General features: G+C 71.6%; 18 protein-coding genes and 1 pseudogene. 9 read left to right on the top strand and 10 right to left on the bottom strand.

The window, feature by feature from the left end; translation table 11 throughout:
- The first annotated feature begins 171 nt into the window (after positions 1 to 171).
- The 6 genes from V7Z97_RS04140 (at position 172) to V7Z97_RS04115 (ending at position 2932) form a co-directional block, all read left to right on the top strand.
- Complete coding sequence (locus tag V7Z97_RS04140) at positions 172 to 867, top strand: Spy/CpxP family protein refolding chaperone (protein WP_334161613.1); 696 nt, start codon at positions 172 to 174, stop codon at positions 865 to 867.
- 41 nt (positions 868 to 908) lie between these two features.
- A complete protein-coding gene (gene ccmC, locus V7Z97_RS04135) occupies positions 909 to 1637 on the top strand; it encodes a heme ABC transporter permease CcmC (protein ID WP_334161612.1) in 729 nt (242 codons plus the stop codon).
- Between the two features lie 7 nt (positions 1638 to 1644).
- Complete coding sequence (ccmD, locus tag V7Z97_RS04130; protein WP_334161611.1) at positions 1645 to 1791, top strand: heme exporter protein CcmD; 147 nt, start codon at positions 1645 to 1647, stop codon at positions 1789 to 1791.
- Positions 1788 to 2303, top strand: a complete 516-nt coding sequence (locus V7Z97_RS04125; protein ID WP_334161610.1) for a DsbE family thiol:disulfide interchange protein — start codon at positions 1788 to 1790, stop codon at positions 2301 to 2303. The genes ccmD and V7Z97_RS04125 overlap by 4 nt, the downstream gene beginning before the upstream one ends.
- Positions 2304 to 2353: 50 nt before the next feature.
- Positions 2354 to 2611, top strand: a complete 258-nt coding sequence (locus V7Z97_RS04120; RefSeq protein ID WP_334161609.1) for a hypothetical protein — start codon at positions 2354 to 2356, stop codon at positions 2609 to 2611.
- Between the two features lie 93 nt (positions 2612 to 2704).
- Entirely contained in the window at positions 2705 to 2932 is a 228-nt protein-coding gene (locus tag V7Z97_RS04115; protein WP_334161608.1) for a hypothetical protein, read from the top strand.
- Here V7Z97_RS04115 and V7Z97_RS04110 read toward each other — a convergent pair.
- The 3 genes from V7Z97_RS04110 to ftsY form a co-directional block, all read right to left on the bottom strand.
- Positions 2929 to 3480, bottom strand: coding sequence for a MarR family winged helix-turn-helix transcriptional regulator (locus tag V7Z97_RS04110; RefSeq protein ID WP_334161607.1), 552 nt, complete (start codon positions 3478 to 3480; stop codon positions 2929 to 2931). The two genes, V7Z97_RS04115 and V7Z97_RS04110, sit on opposite strands and share 4 nt — an antisense overlap.
- A gap of 94 nt (positions 3481 to 3574) precedes the next feature.
- Positions 3575 to 4159 carry an inner membrane-spanning protein YciB gene (locus V7Z97_RS04105; protein WP_334161606.1) on the bottom strand — a complete coding sequence of 195 codons (585 nt, stop codon included), beginning with the start codon at positions 4157 to 4159 and terminating at the stop codon, positions 3575 to 3577.
- Positions 4156 to 5100 (bottom strand): signal recognition particle-docking protein FtsY, encoded by a 945-nt coding sequence (gene ftsY / locus V7Z97_RS04100; protein ID WP_334161605.1) that lies wholly within the window; start codon positions 5098 to 5100, stop codon positions 4156 to 4158. Before ftsY ends, V7Z97_RS04105 begins: the two co-directional genes overlap by 4 nt.
- A gap of 58 nt (positions 5101 to 5158) precedes the next feature.
- Here ftsY and V7Z97_RS04095 point away from each other — a divergent pair, with 58 nt between their 5' ends.
- Entirely contained in the window at positions 5159 to 5797 is a 639-nt protein-coding gene (locus V7Z97_RS04095; RefSeq protein WP_334161604.1) for a trimeric intracellular cation channel family protein, read from the top strand.
- On the opposite strand, the gene V7Z97_RS04090 is transcribed toward V7Z97_RS04095, so the two are convergent.
- Genes V7Z97_RS04090 through dapF form a run of 3 tightly spaced genes read right to left on the bottom strand, consistent with a single transcriptional unit; the run spans position 5794 to position 8404 of the window.
- Positions 5794 to 6243, bottom strand: a complete 450-nt coding sequence (locus tag V7Z97_RS04090) for a GFA family protein (RefSeq protein WP_334161603.1) — start codon at positions 6241 to 6243, stop codon at positions 5794 to 5796. The genes V7Z97_RS04095 and V7Z97_RS04090 overlap by 4 nt on opposite strands.
- A complete protein-coding gene (gene mtaB, locus V7Z97_RS04085) occupies positions 6240 to 7574 on the bottom strand; it encodes a tRNA (N(6)-L-threonylcarbamoyladenosine(37)-C(2))-methylthiotransferase MtaB (protein WP_334161602.1) in 1335 nt (444 codons plus the stop codon). The genes V7Z97_RS04090 and mtaB overlap by 4 nt, the downstream gene beginning before the upstream one ends.
- Entirely contained in the window at positions 7571 to 8404 is an 834-nt protein-coding gene (dapF, locus tag V7Z97_RS04080; RefSeq protein WP_334161601.1) for a diaminopimelate epimerase, read from the bottom strand. The genes mtaB and dapF overlap by 4 nt, the downstream gene beginning before the upstream one ends.
- Before the next feature lie 82 nt (positions 8405 to 8486).
- On the opposite strand from dapF, the gene V7Z97_RS04075 reads away from it, so the two are divergent.
- On the top strand, positions 8487 to 10565 hold the full coding sequence (locus V7Z97_RS04075; RefSeq protein WP_334161600.1) for a prolyl oligopeptidase family serine peptidase: 2079 nt from the start codon (positions 8487 to 8489) through the stop codon (positions 10563 to 10565).
- Between the two features lie 3 nt (positions 10566 to 10568).
- Here V7Z97_RS04075 and V7Z97_RS04070 read toward each other — a convergent pair whose 3' ends face one another.
- From V7Z97_RS04070 to V7Z97_RS04055, 4 genes are all read right to left on the bottom strand, one after another.
- Entirely contained in the window at positions 10569 to 12362 is a 1794-nt protein-coding gene (locus V7Z97_RS04070) for an ATP-binding protein (protein WP_334161599.1), read from the bottom strand.
- 191 nt (positions 12363 to 12553) lie between these two features.
- Positions 12554 to 13450: a hydrogen peroxide-inducible genes activator gene (locus V7Z97_RS04065; protein ID WP_334161597.1), complete on the bottom strand. Its 897-nt coding sequence runs from the start codon at positions 13448 to 13450 to the stop codon at positions 12554 to 12556.
- A 196-nt stretch (positions 13451 to 13646) separates the two neighbouring features.
- Complete coding sequence (locus V7Z97_RS04060) at positions 13647 to 14174, bottom strand: ATPase (RefSeq protein ID WP_334161596.1); 528 nt, start codon at positions 14172 to 14174, stop codon at positions 13647 to 13649.
- A gap of 14 nt (positions 14175 to 14188) precedes the next feature.
- On the bottom strand, positions 14189 to 15040 hold the full coding sequence (locus tag V7Z97_RS04055; protein ID WP_334161594.1) for a glutamate racemase: 852 nt from the start codon (positions 15038 to 15040) through the stop codon (positions 14189 to 14191).
- A 150-nt stretch (positions 15041 to 15190) separates the two neighbouring features.
- Here V7Z97_RS04055 and V7Z97_RS04050 point away from each other — a divergent pair.
- A pseudogene (locus tag V7Z97_RS04050) lies at positions 15191 to 16038 on the top strand (M3 family metallopeptidase); the annotation flags it as partial.

The raw sequence follows: 16038 nt of genomic DNA, 5'->3' as shown, positions 1-16038 counted from the left end.
GAACAATCGGACCTCCTGTCTCGAAGCCGCGCCGTATCGTCGGCCGCGCCGCGGCCGGCAAGTCCCGTTCGGCGAACATGAACAAAGCTTCACGGGACGTGGCGCCGTTTCGCCCACTTTCCTCGTGAGCTTCAGCGTGGGGACTGCCCCACCACGATCACGGAGGACGGGATGTCACGCGTTTCGAGAACAGCTCTGGCGGCCGCCCTGGCCGTCGCCCTGGCCGGCGGCGCGGCCGTCGTGTCGGCCCAGGCCCAGCCCGGCGCCGACGAGGCGGTGCGGCAGGCCCAGCGCGACGCGCGCAAGGCCGAGCGCGACGCCCGCGTCGCCCAGATGGAGGCCCGCAAGGCGCAGCGCGACGCGCATCAGGCGCGGCAGAAGGCGCACCGGGTCGTGGTCCACCGCCTGGGCCACGACGGCGACCGGGCCGAGCACCTGCGCAACATCCTGCAACTGCGGCCGAACCAGGAGGCGGCGCTCACCGCCTACCTCGAGGCCATGAAGCCGAAGCACGACCACCTGGTCAGCTTCGAGGAGGGAAGCGGCCGCAAGTCCACGCCCGAACGCCTGGCCGAGATGGAGAAGCAGATCGCCGAGCGCGAGGCGGCCGGCCGCGCGCGGATCGAGGCCACCCGGCGCTTCTACGTCCAGCTCGACGAGAAGCAGAAGAAGGCCTTCGACGAGCTGCCGCTGATGATGGGCCCAGGCCATTTCGGCCCGATGCCGCTGCGGGCCATGAAGATCATGCACGAACTGGGTCCGATGCTGGAGGGCGGCCACTTCCCGGCCGAGATCATGCCACCGCCGCCGGTTCCGCCGGTCCCGCCGGCGCCGCCCGCCCCGCCGGCTCCCCCCGCCGGGGTCTAGGCCCGCTTGCAGGGCGGGCCGCCGGGCTCTAAGCGAGGGCCATGATCCCGGCGCCCGCCTTCCTGGCGAATCCTGAGCGGTTCATGGCCTTCTCGCGGTGGGCCGCCCCGCTGTTCGGGGCGCTCGCCGTGGCGCTCGGCGCCGCCGGCCTGTGGCTGACCTTCTCCGTGCCCGAGGACTACCAGCAGGGCGACACGGTCCGGATCATGTTCATCCACGCCCCCGCGGCCCAACTCGGCCTGTTCGTCTACGCCTGCCTGGGCGCGGCGAGCTTCCTGGCGCTGGTGTTCCGCCACGTGCTGGCCGACGCCGCGGCCCAGGCCGCCGCACCGCTGGGCGCCGCCTTCACCCTGCTGGCCCTCGTCACCGGCTCGCTCTGGGGCCAGCCGATGTGGGGCGCCTGGTGGGTGTGGGACGCACGGCTCACCTCGGTGCTCGTGCTGTTCCTCTTCTATGTGGCCTACATGGCCCTGCGCGCCTCGCTCGACGACGAGGCCAAGGCCGGCCGCGCCGCGGCCATCCTGGCGCTGGTGGGGCTGATCAACCTGCCCGTGGTCTATTTCTCGGTGGAGTGGTGGAACACCCTGCACCAGGGCTCCTCCACCTTCGCCGGGGAGGGCCGGGGCCTGGCGCCGGTCTACCGACCCCCCTTCTACCTGATGAGCCTGGCCTACATGTCGGCCTTCGGCTCGCTGTGGCTGGTGCGCATCCGCGGCGAGGTCTGGCGCCGGCGCGCCGAGGCCGCCGCCCTGCGCGCCGCCCGGGCCTGAGGACGCCATGCTCGACCTCGACGCCAGCCCCTACGCCGCCTTCGTCTGGCCGGCCTTCGCCGTCACCGCCCTGGTGTTCGCCTGGATGGTGGCCGGCGCGCTCGCCCATGCGCGCAAGTGGAAGCGCCGCGCCCAGCAGGAGGACCGCAGGTGAACCGCTGGCTGGCGCTCGCGCCCCTCGTCGTCCTGCTGGCGCTCGGCGGCCTGTTCGGCCTCTATGCGCTCAACCGCAACCCGCAGGTCCAGCCGGAGGCCATGGTCGGCAAGCCCGTGCCGAACCTGACGCTGCCGACCCTGGCCGAGGGTCAGCCCGTGCCGCTTCGCGAGGCCGCCGCCGAAGGGCCGATGCTGGTCAACTTCTTCGCCTCCTGGTGCGCCCCCTGCGAGATCGAGCACCCGGTGCTGATGCAGATGAAGGCCGAGCGCGTGCGGCTGGTGGGGATCGCCTACAAGGATGCGCCGCAGAACACGCAAGCCTTCCTCATCCGGCTGGGCGACCCTTTCTCCGAGATCCTGGTGGACCGCGATGGCCGCGCCGGCATCGAGTTCGGCGTCACCGGCGTGCCGGAGACCTATGTGGTCGGCCGCGACGGGGTGATCATCGCCAAGCACACCGGACCCCTGACCCTCGAGGCCGCGCGCGCGCTCGCCGCACGCGCCCGCTGAGCGGGTATGGTTAGCGCGCCGTTAACCATGTCGCGGCGAGTCTCGGCCCGGTGAATCCGATCCGTCCCTCCGGCATGCCGGCTGCGCCCGCAGCCACCCACGTCCAGCGTCCCGACGCCGCTCGCCTGGAGGCCCAGAAGGCCTTCTTCGAACTCGCCTTCGGCCGCGCCCCGGCGCCCAATGCGGTCCAGACCGTTCTTGCAGATCCCGCGGCGGCCGCTACCCGTCCCCAGAGGACGCCCCAGGCCAGCGCCGAACCGCCTGCCAAAATCCTCCGCCCGGGCTCGCTGCTCGACATCCGGGTCTGACGGCGGAACGACGTTCTGCCGTTAAGCTCTTCCAGAAATTGCCTTATTTGAATCCGGAACGGCTCGCGCACCACGCGAGTTAGGGCCGCCGTGATGGCGAACGAATTCCACGACAGGGACGAAAGGGTCCAGGCCGAGGCCGCCGCGCTCTGGCGCGAGCTGTTCGGCGAGCCGCCCCCGATCCGCGCGGACGGGGCGATGATGCTGGACGCCATCATGAAGAGCCTGCCGGACAAGCCCTACGACCGGCTGGCCTCGCCGTACCTGCGGCCCTCGCTGATCGCGGGCCCCGCCGTCGACGGCGGTTCGCCCCGCGCCTAACCGGCCTTCCGGACCTTCTTCTTCTTCCCCGGCTCGGTCTTCGCCGGCTTCGCGGCCTTGGCCTTGCGCGGCGCGGGCGGCGGGGCGAGCGCGGCCTCCTGCGCCTTCAGCAGATCCCTGAGCAGGCCCACGAAGGCCGTTCGCCGTCCGCCCCCGGACAGGAGCTTCAGCAGCCGGGCGTCGGCGTCGGCCATCTTCGGCCGCACGGCCTCGAGGGTCTCGCGGCCGAGGTCGGTGAGGCGCACGGCGTTGGCCCGCGCGTCGGAGGCCGAGCGCTCACGCTCGAGCAGCCCTTTGCGGATCATCCGTGCGGCCATGTCGGCCAGGGTGGAGCGGTCGATGCCGGTGATCCGGACGAGGTCGGTCTGGGTCGCGCCCGCGTGGCTGGCGGCGGCCTCCAGCACGGCGTACTGCCGCTGGGTCACGCCCGCCGGGCCGAGCACCTCGGCGTAGATGTCCAGCGCTACCTGCTGCGCCCGGTGAAGAAGGTGGCTCGGCGAGCGGTCGAGAGCCGCGACACCCTTCGTGACTGACTTTGTCCTGGCCATGATTTTCCGTAGACGCCCCACACACAGAGTAACGGCGTTATACGAGAAACTATGTCGGCTTTACGACATAAATTATGCCGGACCGAGGTATTCTCTATTCGGTGGGCGGCGGCGGCAGGTCCTCGGCCTTCATGTACCGCATCAGCAGCGGCAGCTGGCTGAAGGTGAAGAGCACCATCAGGATCGACAGGCCCGGAAAGCGGAACAGCACCCACACCGAATCGGACTGCGTGCGCCAGACCGCTTCGTTGAGCCCGGCCAGGGCCAGGAACATCAGGGCGTAGCGGATCGTCAGCCGCCGCCAGATCTCGTCGGGCATCCGCAGGCTGTCGCCGAGGATCAGCTTCAGCGGGTTCTTGCGCAGGGCGATCCCGCTCAGCAGGGCGAGGCCGAAGATCCCGTTCATCACCGTCGGCTTGATCTTCAGGAAGCGCGGGTCGTCGAAGACCAGCGTCAGGCCGCCGAACACGAGGGCGGCCCCGCCGGCGATGGCCGGGAACGGCGCCACCCGGCGCTCCACGGCGATCCCCACGACCAGGGCCAGGGCCGAGCCGGCCACCAGCGCCCAGGTGGCCTTGGTCAGGTCGCGCCCGGTGAGGAAGAAGGCGACGAGGAAGATCGCCAGCGCCGAATAGTCGACGAACCAGCGGACCCAGTGACGGCGGGACTCGGCGCTCATCGGACCGGCTCCGCGAGACCGACCAGGGAGCGGGCGAAGGCCCGGGCGTTGAACGGCTGCAGGTCGTCGATCCCCTCGCCCACGCCGACCAGCTTGATCGGGCTGTCGGACGCCTGGGCCACCGGCACCAGCACGCCGCCGCGGGCGGTGCCGTCCAGCTTGGTCATGACGATGCCGGAGACGCCGATCTGGTTGCCGAAGATGTTCTCCTGGGCCAGCGCATTGCGGCCCACCGTGGCGTCGAGCACCAGCAGGGTCTCGTGCGGGGCGTCGGGATCGACCTTCTTGACCACACGGATGATCTTCAGGAGCTCGTCCATCAGGCCCTGCTTGTTCTGGAGCCGACCGGCGGTGTCGATCAGCACCACGTCGTAGCCCTCGACGCGGGCCTTCTCGACGGCGTCGTAGGCCAGGCCGGCGGCGTCGGAGCCGGTGGGCCGCGACAGGAAGTCGGCCTTCGCCCGGTCGGCCCACACGCCGAGCTGCTCGACGGCGGCGGCGCGGAAGGTGTCCCCGGCCACGATCAGCACCTTGGCGCCGCGGGCCGTCAGGTCGGCGGCGATCTTGCCAAGCGTCGTGGTCTTGCCCGAGCCGTTCACCCCGATGAACAGGACGATGTAGGGCCGGGGGCCGGACAGCGGGTCGAACTCGCCCTGGCGCGTGGCCAGCTCGTCGCCGATCGCCTGCGCCAGCGCCTCCTTGATCTCCTCCTCGGAGACGGTCTTGCCGAACTTCTCGTCGGCGAACCGCTGGGTGATGCGCGCGGCCGAGTGCGGACCGAGGTCCGCCTCGATCAGCATCTCCTCCAGCTCGTCCAGCTTGGCCTGGTCGAGCGGGGCGCGCTGGACGAAGGCCTGGGTGATCTGCTCGCCCATCTGCTTGGACGAGCGTGAGAGGCCGTCGGTGAGCCGCTGGAACCAGCCGCGTTTGGGTTCTGCCATGGGGCCGCCTTCTAGCCGCAGGCTTGCGCCCCGTCACCTGCGACCGCAGAAGGGAGGCATGGACGGGCTCGCCGCCACGCTCGTGATCCTCGACTACGCCGCCGTGGCGGTGTTCGGCGCGTCAGGCGCGCTGGCCGCGGCGCGGCGCAAGCACGACATCGTCACCTTCGGCTTCTTCGCCGCCATCACCGGCGTCGGCGGCGGGACCCTGCGCGACCTGCTGATCGGCGCGCCGGTGTTCTGGGTGGGACGGCCGGGCTACATCCTGGTCTGCCTGGCCGCCGCCGCGGCGGTCTGGTCGTTCGGCTGGGGCCGCCGGCGCGAGGTCTCGCTGCTCTGGCTCGACGCCGTGGGCATGGCCGCCTACTCGGTGGTCGGCGCGCTCAAGGCCCTGTCGCTCGGCGTGCCGCCGTTCTCCTCGGTGGTGATGGGCGTGCTCACCGCCACCTTCGGCGGCGTGCTGCGCGATGTCCTGGCCGACGAGCCCTCGGTGCTGCTGCGGCGGGAGCTCTACGTCACCGCCGCGCTGGCCGGCGCAATCGGCTTCGTCCTCCTGCGCTGGATGGACGTCCCGGTGATGGCGGCGGGCCTCGCCGGTTTCGCCGCCGCCTTCGGCCTGCGCGCCGCCGCCATCGTGTTCAACTGGAGCCTGCCGGGCTTTCCCGGTCGGGGACCGCCGGAGGACGAGCGCGCCTAGGTGTCGTGATCCGGGTGCTGGTTGGAGACCACCCTGGAATAGTAGGCCGCGAGATGCGGCTCGCTCGCCGCCTCGCGCACCGGCAGGTCGCCCACATGGCGCACCCAGTCGGCGGCGTTGTGCGCCTCCAGCTGCACGGTGGGGACGACCTCGCCTGCCCGATCGAGGGTGTAGATGGCGAAGTCGATGATGTCCCCGGACCACTCGAAGGTCAGCGGCGTGCCGCAGTCGCCGCAGAAGCCGCGGTGGACCATGTTCGAGCTGGCGAACCGGCCCCGTTCGCCCCGGGTCCAGGTGACGTCGTCCGCCCGCGCCGAGACGAAGGCGCCGAACGGGCCGCCCAGCGCCTTCTGGCACATCCGGCAGTGGCAGATGCTGGCCCGGCCGAGCTCGCCCGCGATGCGGTAGCGCACCGCCCCGCACTGGCACCCGCCCGACCAGCTCATTCCGCCGCCTCCAGCATGGGCAGGCGAGCCAGGGCCCGCTTGCCGTCGTGTCCGGTGACCTCCAGGGGCACGACGCCGCCCACGGGCGCCTCGCCGGTGAAGGCGATCTCGGTGAAGTCCTCGGCGCGGGCCACGCCCGGCCGCTCCACGAGCCCCGACAGGGTCCGGCCCACCTGGCGGCCCAGGTGGCGGACCAGCGCGGCCTCGCCGGCGGCGCGCAGCCGGGCGGCGCGCGCCTTCACCACCGGGCGGGCAAGCTGCGGCATCCGCGCGGCCGGCGTGCCGGGCCTGGGGCTGAACGGGAAGACGTGCAGGAAGGAAAGCTCCGCCTCCTCCACCAGCCGCAGGGTGTTCTCGAACATCTCGTCCGTCTCGGTCGGAAAGCCCGCGATCAGGTCGGCGCCGAAGGCGGTGTCCGGCCGCACGGCGCGGACCTCGGCCACCAGCTTCAGCGCATCGGCGCGGCTGTGCCGGCGCTTCATGCGCTTCAGGATCATGTCGTCGCCCGCCTGCAGGGAGAGGTGCAGGTAGGGCATCAGCCGCGGCTCCTCGGCTAGGCAGCGCAGCAGGTCGGGGTCGATCTCGGCGGCGTCGATGGAGGAGAGCCGCAGCCTGGGCAGCTCGGGAACCAGCCTGAGGATCCGCGCCACCAGCTGGCCGAGCGTCGGCTGGCCCGGCAGGTCGGCGCCCCAGCTCGTGATGTCCACCCCCGTCAGCACCACCTCGCGGTAGCCCTGGGCGGCGAGCCGGCGCACCTGCTCGACGACCTCGCCGGCGGCGGCCGAGCGGGAATTCCCGCGGCCGTAGGGGATGACGCAGAAGGTGCAGCGGTGATCGCAGCCGTTCTGCACCTCGACATAGGCCCGCGCGCGGTCCTTCAGCCCGTCGATCAGATGGCCGGCGGTCTCGCGCACGCTCATGATGTCGTTGACCCGCACCCGCATCGGTTCGGCGCCCTCCGACAGGTCCTGGGGCGCGTAGGCGCCGGCCTGGGCCTTCTCGGCGTTGCCGAGCACCAGGTCCACCTCGGCCATGCCGGCGAAGGCGGCGGGGTCGATCTGGGCCGCGCAGCCGGTGACGATCAGCCTGGCGCCGGGTCGCTCGCGGCGGGCCTTGCGGATCGCCTGCCGGGCCTGGCGGACGGCCTCGCCGGTGACGGCGCAGGTGTTGAACACGACCGCGTCGGTCAGCCCGTCCTCGGCGGCGCGCCGGCGGATGACCTCGCTCTCGTAGGCGTTCAGCCGGCACCCGAAGGTGACGATGTCGACGTCGCCGGCGTCCGGTCCCTGCGCCTGCGCAATCGGGGAAAGGTCGAGCACCCTGCCGCTCACGGCAGCTCTCCCACGAAGTCCACGGCGGCGGGGCCGGTCATGATCACGTGGCCGTCGTCGCGCCACTCGATGAACAGCTCTCCGCCGTCCAGCTCGAGGGTGGCGGCGCGGTCGGTGAGGTCGCGGCGGGCGGCCGCCACGAGCGCCGCGCAGGCGCCGGTGCCGCAGGCCCTAGTCAGGCCCGCCCCCCGCTCCCAGACCCGCAGCCGGATGCGGTCGCGGCCCCTGATCTCGGCGAAGCCGACGTTGACCTGCTCGGGGAACAGCGGATGCCGCTCGATGGCGGGCCCCGCCTTGCGGATCGGGACCGCATCCACCTCGGGCACGAAGAACACCACGTGCGGATTGCCCATGGAGACGCAGCCGGGCGGGGCCATCAGCGAGGCGTCCTCATAGAGCACGACGCCGAGTTCTCGGGTGTCCTGTTCCGAGGCCAGCGGGATCTCGTTCCAGGCCAGGCGGGGCTCGCCCATATCGACGCTGACCAGCCGCTCGCCGGCCCGCGTGGCCACCAGCCGGCCGGCCCTGGTCTCGATGACCGCTTCGTCCCTGCCGCTCGACTGCATCAGCAGCCAGCCGACGCAGCGCGTGCCGTTGCCGCAGGCCGACACCTCCTCGCCGTCGGCGTTCCAGAAGCGCACCCGGGCGTCGACGCCAGGCTGGTCGGCCCCCGGCGGCTCGATCAGGATCAGCTGGTCGCAGCCGACCCCGCGCTCGCGATCGGCGATCGCGCGCACCTCCGCCGCCGAGGGCGCGAAGGGGGCGGAGCGGGCCTCGACCACGACGAAGTCGTTGCCGAGCCCGTTCATCTTGAGGAACGGACGGCTCATGGGCGGCGACATATAGGCGAGAACGGCCTTCCGCGCACGTCGGGGGAGACAGGGCCGTTCCGGGCTGGCTAGAAAAGCCGGCATGAAATCCCTCGCCGCCGCGCTCCTCGCGTTCGCCGTCGCCCTGCCCGCCACCGCCCAGACGCCGGCTCCGGCTCCCGACAACGACCCGTACATCTGGCTGGAGGACGTCGATGGCGCCCGGGCCATGCAGTGGGTCGAGGGCCAGAACGCCAGGTCGGCCGCTCGCCTGGAGAAGGACCCGAGGTTCGAGACCTTCCTGGCCGAGGCCCGGGCAATCTTCACGGCCAAGGACCGCATCCCGACGCCGCGCTTCCGCGCCGGCGGGATCGACAACCTGTGGCAGGACGACGCCCACCCGCACGGCCTGTGGCGGCGCACGAGCGTCGAGAGCTACCGCGCGGCGAACCCGGCCTGGGACACGGTGCTGGACGTCGACGCCCTGGCCAAGGCCGAGGGCAGGCGCTGGTTCTACAAGGGCGCGGTCTGCCTGAAGCCCGCGGAAACCACCTGCCTGGTGCGCCTCTCCGACGGTGGCGGCGACGCCGTGGAGATCCGCGAGTTCGACACCCGGACGAAGGCCTTCGCCGCCGACGGCTTCCGCTTCCCGGAGGGCAAGCAGTACGTCGAGTGGCTGGACCCGCAGACCCTGATCGTCGGACGCGAGTGGACGCCGGGCGAGCTTACCGAGTCCGGCTATCCGATGGTCCTGAAGACGGTCTCGCGCTCGGGCGAGACCAAGGAGGTCTTCCGCGGCCAGAAGAGCGACGTCTGGGCTCAGCCCATCGTCTTGCGGGGCGAGGGCGGGCGGACCGACGGCGTCATCGTCCAGCGCGGCCTCTCCTTCTACGAGAGCGAATACAGCCTGCTGACCGACCAGGGCCTGAAGCCCATCGCCCTGCCGAAGCTCGCCCAGCAGCAGGACTATGTGGACGGCCAGGTGATCTTCACCCTGCAGGCGGCCTGGGGCGGATTCCAGCCGGGCGCCCTGATCGCCTACGACCTTGCGGCCCTGAAGGCCGGGACGGCGAAGCCGCAGCTGATCTTCCAGCCCGGCCCGCGGCAGGCGATCCAGCAGGTCGCCGCCACCGACGGCAGGCTGGTGGTGGCGCTGCTGGAGGACGTGAAGGGCGCGGTGGACGTGTGGGACTACGCCGGCGGCCGCTGGAGCTCCAAGCGCCTGCCGCTGCCGGCGGACGCCAACATCACCCTCGTGGACACCTCGGGGAAGGACGACCGGCTGTTCGTCAACGTGGAGAGCTTCCTGACGCCCAACAGCCTCTGGCTCGCGGACGGCGCGGCCGGGACGGCGGACCAGGTGAAGGCCCTGCCGGCCCGCTTCGACGCCGCCACCCATCTGGTCGAGCAGTTCTGGGCGACGTCCTCGGACGGGACCAAGATCCCCTACTTCGTGGTGCGGCCGAAGGCGGCGAAGCTCGACGGCTCCATCCCCACCCTGATGTACGGCTACGGCGGCTTCGAGGTCGCCAAGCCGCCGATCTACATGCCCGAGGCCGGCAAGCTCTGGATGGAGCGGGGCGGCGCCTACGTGATCGCCAACATCCGCGGGGGCGGCGAGTTCGGACCGGCCTGGCACCAGTCCGTGCTGCGCGAGAAGCGCCAGCTCGCCTTCGACGACTTCGCGGCCGTCGCCCGGGACCTCTTCGCCCGCAAGATCACTTCGGCGCGGCGCCTGGGCATCTACGGCCGCTCGAACGGCGGCGTGCTGACCACCGTCTCCATGACCCAGCATCCGGAGCTGTGGAACGCGGTGGTGGTGGAGAGCCCGCTGATCGACATGCTGCGCTACCACAAGCTCTCGGCCGGCGCGTCGTGGGTGGGCGAGTACGGCAATCCCGACGTGGTCGAGGACCGGGCGTTCATCGCGAAATACTCCGGCTACCAGAACCTGAAGCCGGGCGTGCGCTACCCCGAGGCCTACATCACGACGAACACGCGCGACGACCGGGTGCATCCGGGCCATGCGCGGAAGTTCGCCGCGCGGCTGGAGGAGATGGGTGTCCCCTATCTCTACTACGAGCAGACCTTCGGCGGACACGCCAACGACGCCGATCCCGAGCTCAACGCCCGCCGCTGGGCCCGGCATTACGTCTACCTGGCCCAGAAGCTGATGGACTGACGGCTAGGCGACGGCCGCCGCGTCGTCGCCTTCGACGTCCGCCAGCACCTGCTGGATGGTGGCGATCAGCTGGGGAAGCTGGATCGGCTTGGGCGAGAGCGCGTCCATCCCGGCGGCGGTGTACTCGGCCACCTGATGGGCCATGGCGTTGGCGGTCAGCGCCACGATGGGAGTGCGCGGCCGGCCCTGCGCCGCTTCACGGCGGCGGATCTCCCGCGTCGCCTCGACGCCGTCCATCTCTGGCATCTGGATGTCCATGAGCACTAGGTCCCAGGGGCCGGTGCTCCAGGCGTCCACGGCCTCGCGGCCATTCTCCACGAAGGCGGCGGAGAGGCCGACCTGCTCCAGGAGGGTCTTCAGCACCAGCCGGTTGGTGGCGTTGTCCTCCGCCGCCAGGATGCGGAGCTGGCCCTCGCCGGGCGCCTCCGCCGTCGCTTCGGCCGGGACAGGCGGCGGAGCGGACGGGGCGGGCGGCGGCGGGATGGCGGGCGCGGCGACCTCGTCCGTCGGCGCCAGCACCATGCGCGCGGTGAAGGTCGAGCCGTGACCCACCGCCGAGTGCACCGTGATGTCGCCGCCCATGATGCGGGTGAGGCCGCGGGCGATGGAGAGGCCCAGGCCCGAGCCGCCGTAGCGGCGGGCGTTGGAGGCGTCGGCCTGGGTGAAGCGTTCGAACAGGGTGGAGAGGACCTCCGGCGCGATGCCGGGACCGGTGTCGGCCACCTCGACCACCAGCTCCGGGCCGGTGGCGGTGATGCGGGCGGTGACGCGGCCCTGCTCGGTGAACTTCACCGCATTGCTCATCAGGTTGTAGATCACCTGGCGCACCCGCATGGGATCGCCGCGCCGCACGCCGCGGGCGCTGTCGGCGACCCAGACCTTGACGCCGACGCCCTTGGCCTCGGCCAGCGGGGCGAAGGCCGCCTGGGCCTGGGCGGCGAGCTCGGCCACGTCCACCAGGCCGTCCTCGAGCTGCAGGCGGGCGGCCTCGATCTTCGACAGGTCGAGGAGGTCGTTCAGCAGGGTGAGCAGCACCTCGCCGGACTGGCGGATCACCTCCAGGCGGTCGCGCTGCGCGGGCTCCAGCGGACCGGCGGCCATGGCCTGGGCCATCCCCAGCACGCCGTTGAGAGGGGTGCGGATCTCGTGGCTCATGACGGTGAGGAATTCGCTCTTGGCGCGGTTGGCCCGCTCGGCCCGCAGGCGCTCGACCTTCGAGGCCCTGAGTGCCCGCTTCAGGCCGTGCTGGTTGGTCTCCCACTTGCGCACGGCGATCGCCAGGTGGGCGACGAACAGGACGATCCCCACGGTCAGGAAGGCCATCCCGCCGATCGAGGTCCCGGGCTCCAGCAGGTAGGTCAGGGCCGGCAGGGCGAACACGGCGAGGATCACCGGAGCCAGGCCCGTGATCACGAACTTCAGTGAGGCGTTGCCCAGCACGGCCAGGTTCAGCACCCCGCCCAGCAGGATGACCAGGGCCGCCAGGCGCCCGGCCTCGCCGCCCGCGAACCAGCAGAAGGGGGCGATGCTGGCGAACACGATCCCGTTCAGCACCTGGGTGCCGAGATAGCCGGCCTCCTGGGCCTTCGTGACCGGCTGCTCGGGATCGCGGCGCAGCGGCGCGGCGACCAGGTGGTGAAGGTGCTGGCTGCCGACCTGCAGGACGAACCACAGGACCGGCCACAGGCTGTGGCTGACGTAGGCCGCGCCCGAGCCGATGACCACGGCGAAGGCCACCCGGCTCGGGAACTCGCGGGCCCGGGACACCGCCAGGGCGTGATAGGGGTTCTTGGCCATGGCGGCCTAGGCGGGCCCCGCCGCGGACCCGCGGACGATCAGCCGGCTGACGAACAGCCCGGCGCCCGCGATGGCGGCTTCATGATGGTTCATGGCTCTGGCCACACGGCTCCCCCCACGGAACCCTGCGCCCGGCGCAGTTAATAGAACGCTGATACTGCTGGATTTTTCTCGTCCGCCAGGCGCGGCGCCTAGACTTCGCGCAGCACCTCGGCCAGCAGCCGGCCCTCCACGGCGCGGTTTGAGCCGGCCCGCCAGGCGATGACGATCTCGCGGCTGGGGTGTTCCGCGTCGATCGGCCGGACGGCCACGGGCGCGGCTTCGGCGAGGCCCGCGGTCACCGCCATCTTCGGCAGGAAGGTGACTCCGAGGCCCGACCCCACCATCTGCACCAGGGTCGGCAGGGAGGTGGCGGCGAAGGTCTCCTCGTCGCCGGTCGCCTTGGGCGGCTTCAGGTGGCAGGCGGACAGCGCGTGCTCGCGCAGGCAGTGGCCGTCCTCCAGGAGGATCAGCCCCTCGTGCTCCAGCGCCTCGGGGGTGACCGACGTCTGCCGGGCCAGCGGATGGCTGGCCGGAACGGCCGCCAGCAGGGTGTCGTCGGCCACGTGGGCCCACTGCAGCCCGCCCATGTCGTAGGGCAGGGCGATCAGCGCGGCGTCGAGCTGGCCCGCCTTCAGCGAGGCGATCAGCCGGTGGGTCAGGTCCTCGCGCAGGAACAGCCGCAGCCTGGGGAACCGTTCGCGCAGCGCCGGCAGGGCCTTGGGCAGCAGGAAGGGGGCGATGGTCGGGATCACGCCGAGGCGGAAGCGTCCGGTGAGCGGCTGGCCGGCGTTCTTGGCGGCCTCGACCAGCTCCTCCGCCTCGTTGAGGATCACCGTGGCCCGGCGCAGCGCCTCCTCGCCGACCGCGGTCAGGATCACGCCGGAGCGGGCGCGGTCCACGACGTTGGCGCCGAGCGTCCGCTCCAGCTCCTGGATGCCGGCCGACAGGGTCGGCTGGGTCACGTGGGCGGCCTCGGCGGCGCGGCCGAAGCTGCCGTTCTCGGCGAGCAGCTTCAGGTACTGCAGCTGGCGCAGGGTCGGCAGCATCGGCGTCCTCCGGAAGCCGATAGATAGTCTCTATTTCATTTCCAAAAGCAATCGATTTGCCTGTGGGCGCCCCGCCACCTAGATGTGGCCCACGATCGCTCCAGCGACGCGCTGAAGGTGGCCCCGACCGAGGCCTTCAGCGGTCCGGGAGGGGCGCTCCTCCCCCCTTGCCGCCCCTCCCGGATCCCGTCGGCCGCTACTCTGGCCGGCCGGTCTCCAGGTAGCGGGCATAGCGCTGCAGCTGCTCGCGCAGGACCTGGTCCACGGGAGCCGCGAGCGCCTCCGCGAGATCCGGTCGGCCGCCGCCCACCGCATAGGTCTGGACGACCTCGACGCCCCGGCCCTTGGCCCGGATCACGAAGGTCAAGGCGCCGGAGACCCCCTCCTCCTGAAGCGGGCCGAGCGCCGTCTCGATCCTGAGCATCCCCTGCGCCGGCCAGGCCAGCACGACCCGCCCGTGCGCCACTCCGCCGCCCGGCAGGGTCTCGCAGAAGCAGGCGCCTGGCTGCAGCGGCAGGGTGAGGTTCACGGCCGAGCCGGAATAGGTGTGGCCGCTGCTCCACCAGCGTCCGACCTCCCCCAGCGCCGCATAGGCGCGGTCGGCGCGGACCGGGACCTCCGCCACGTTGCGGACCTTGAACCCGCCGCCGGACCGTCCGACGACCTCGGCGCGGGCGGCGCCGGCGAGCGACAGGGCGGCCAGAGCCGCCAGCGCGATCCTCATGGAAGAGCCCTCCCTCAAGCCTGCTCGAAGCTTAGGGGGCCTCCCCAGAAAGTCTCAACCAGGCTGTGCTGGGCGCCGGGCTGGCCGGTCGTCAGGAAGCGACGAACGGCGCCGTGGCCGGGGTCGATCTCCGGGTGCCGCTCGAAGTAGCGGGCGAGGGCGTCGGCCGTGGCGTCCGGCTGGTGGATCAGCGGCGTGCCGGGCGGCAGGGCCTCGCGGAACAGGTCGGCGACGATCTCGTAGTGGGTGCAGCCGAGGATCGCCCGGTCGGGCCAGCGGCCGATGCGGGTCTTCAGCGCCTGGACATGACGCTCGATGACCGCCTTCAGCTCGTCGCGTCCGGCGCCCTGCTCGATCATCCGGGCGAGCTCGGGACAGGGCTCGGAGAAGACGGCGACGTCCTGCCGGCGCTTGTCGACCTCGATCTCGTAGACCCGGCTGGCCGTCGTGGCCGGGGTCGAGAAGACGCCGACGATGTCGAGCTTCTCCACCTTCTCGCCGCGCCGCTCGGCCTCGTGCTCCCAGGGCAGGCCGGTGGCCGCCTCGATGGTCGGCACGACGATGCCCAGCACGTTCACCGGCCGGCCGATCTGCTTCCGGTAGCCCGGCAGCCAGGTCTGCTGCAGGCGGCGCAGCGCCACGCTGGCGGCGGTGTTGCAGGCCAGCACCACGAGGTTGCAGCCCTCGTCGAACAGCCGCTCGCAGCCGGCCCGGGTGAGCGCCACGATCTCTTCGCCGCTGCGGCCGCCGTAGGGGGCGTTCGCCTGGTCGGCGAGATAGACGAAGTCGGCGGTGGGGAACCGCTCCACGAGCTTGTGGTGGACGGTCAGCCCGCCCACGCCGGAGTCGAACACGCCGATGGCCATGCGCTGGTGTTAGCGGGCGTCGCGGAGGTCGGCTAGGGGCCGGGCTGTGGGATTTCCGTGCAGGCGTAACATTACCGCCCTGTCATGTGACGTTCAGGGGCGGACGTGCCTAAGGTCCCGCAGCTTTTCGCATTTTTGCCTGGAGACCTCATGCGCCGGCGCACGTTCCTTGCCGCTTCCTCGGCCCTGGCCGCCTCGTCCATGCTTCCCGCCGCCGCCCTGGCGCAGGCGACCAACCCGCTGCTGGCCCCGTGGACCGGGCCCTACGGCGGGGTCCCGCCGTTCGACAAGGTCAAGGTTTCCGACTTCAAGCCGGCGCTCGAGACCGGCATGGCGCTCGAGCTGCGCGACGTGGAGGCGATCGCCAACGCCACCGCGCCGGCGACCTTCGAGAACACGCTCGCGGCCATGGAGCGCTCGGGCGAGGCCCTGGAGCGGGCCGAGATCGTCTATTCGATCTGGGGCGGCACCCTGTCGACGCCCGAGGTGCGGGCCATCGAGAAGGAGATCGAGCCCAAGCTGTCCGCCCACTCCGACCGCATCCTGCAGAACGAGAAGCTGTTCCGCCGCATCGACGCGGTCCACGAGCACCGCGACCACCTGAACCTGACGCCGGAGCAGAAGCGCCTGACGGTGCTGCGCTGGAACACCTTCGTGCGCAACGGCGCCAAGCTCGACGCCGCCGCCAAGGCCCGCGTCGCCCAGATCAACGAGGAGCTGGCCGGCCTCTTCACGACCTTCAGCCAGAACCTGCTGCACGACGAGACCGAGCGCGACATCTACCTCAAGGCGACCGACCTCGACGGCCTGCCCGAGGACGTTCGCGCCGCCATGGCCGCGGCCGCCAAGGGCAAGAACCGGCCCGGCGAGTACGTGATCGTCAACACCCGCTCGTCGGTGGACCCGTTCCTCACCTATTCGGCGCGCCGCGACCTGCGCGAGCAGGTCTGGAAGAACTTCTACAGCCGCGGCGACAACGGCGACGCCTGGGACAACAA

This window comes from Phenylobacterium sp., assembly GCF_036821595.1.
Classification (GTDB): domain Bacteria; phylum Pseudomonadota; class Alphaproteobacteria; order Caulobacterales; family Caulobacteraceae; genus Phenylobacterium.
Note: the sequence above shows the minus strand (reverse complement) of the source record. Positions and strands in the feature narration are given on the sequence as shown.

Coding starts and splice junctions, on each gene's coding strand:
- V7Z97_RS04140 (WP_334161613.1), top strand. CDS start 172: ATGTCACGCGTTTCGAGAACAGCTCTGGCGGCCGCCCTGGCCGTCGCC.
- ccmC (WP_334161612.1), top strand. CDS start 909: ATGATCCCGGCGCCCGCCTTCCTGGCGAATCCTGAGCGGTTCATGGCC.
- ccmD (WP_334161611.1), top strand. CDS start 1,645: ATGCTCGACCTCGACGCCAGCCCCTACGCCGCCTTCGTCTGGCCGGCC.
- V7Z97_RS04115 (WP_334161608.1), top strand. CDS start 2,705: ATGGCGAACGAATTCCACGACAGGGACGAAAGGGTCCAGGCCGAGGCC.
- V7Z97_RS04110 (WP_334161607.1), bottom strand. CDS start 3,480: ATGGCCAGGACAAAGTCAGTCACGAAGGGTGTCGCGGCTCTCGACCGC.
- V7Z97_RS04105 (WP_334161606.1), bottom strand. CDS start 4,159: ATGAGCGCCGAGTCCCGCCGTCACTGGGTCCGCTGGTTCGTCGACTAT.
- ftsY (WP_334161605.1), bottom strand. CDS start 5,100: ATGGCAGAACCCAAACGCGGCTGGTTCCAGCGGCTCACCGACGGCCTC.
- V7Z97_RS04095 (WP_334161604.1), top strand. CDS start 5,159: ATGGACGGGCTCGCCGCCACGCTCGTGATCCTCGACTACGCCGCCGTG.
- V7Z97_RS04090 (WP_334161603.1), bottom strand. CDS start 6,243: ATGAGCTGGTCGGGCGGGTGCCAGTGCGGGGCGGTGCGCTACCGCATC.
- dapF (WP_334161601.1), bottom strand. CDS start 8,404: ATGAGCCGTCCGTTCCTCAAGATGAACGGGCTCGGCAACGACTTCGTC.
- V7Z97_RS04075 (WP_334161600.1), top strand. CDS start 8,487: ATGAAATCCCTCGCCGCCGCGCTCCTCGCGTTCGCCGTCGCCCTGCCC.
- V7Z97_RS04070 (WP_334161599.1), bottom strand. CDS start 12,362: ATGGCCAAGAACCCCTATCACGCCCTGGCGGTGTCCCGGGCCCGCGAG.
- V7Z97_RS04065 (WP_334161597.1), bottom strand. CDS start 13,450: ATGCTGCCGACCCTGCGCCAGCTGCAGTACCTGAAGCTGCTCGCCGAG.
- V7Z97_RS04060 (WP_334161596.1), bottom strand. CDS start 14,174: ATGAGGATCGCGCTGGCGGCTCTGGCCGCCCTGTCGCTCGCCGGCGCC.
- V7Z97_RS04055 (WP_334161594.1), bottom strand. CDS start 15,040: ATGGCCATCGGCGTGTTCGACTCCGGCGTGGGCGGGCTGACCGTCCAC.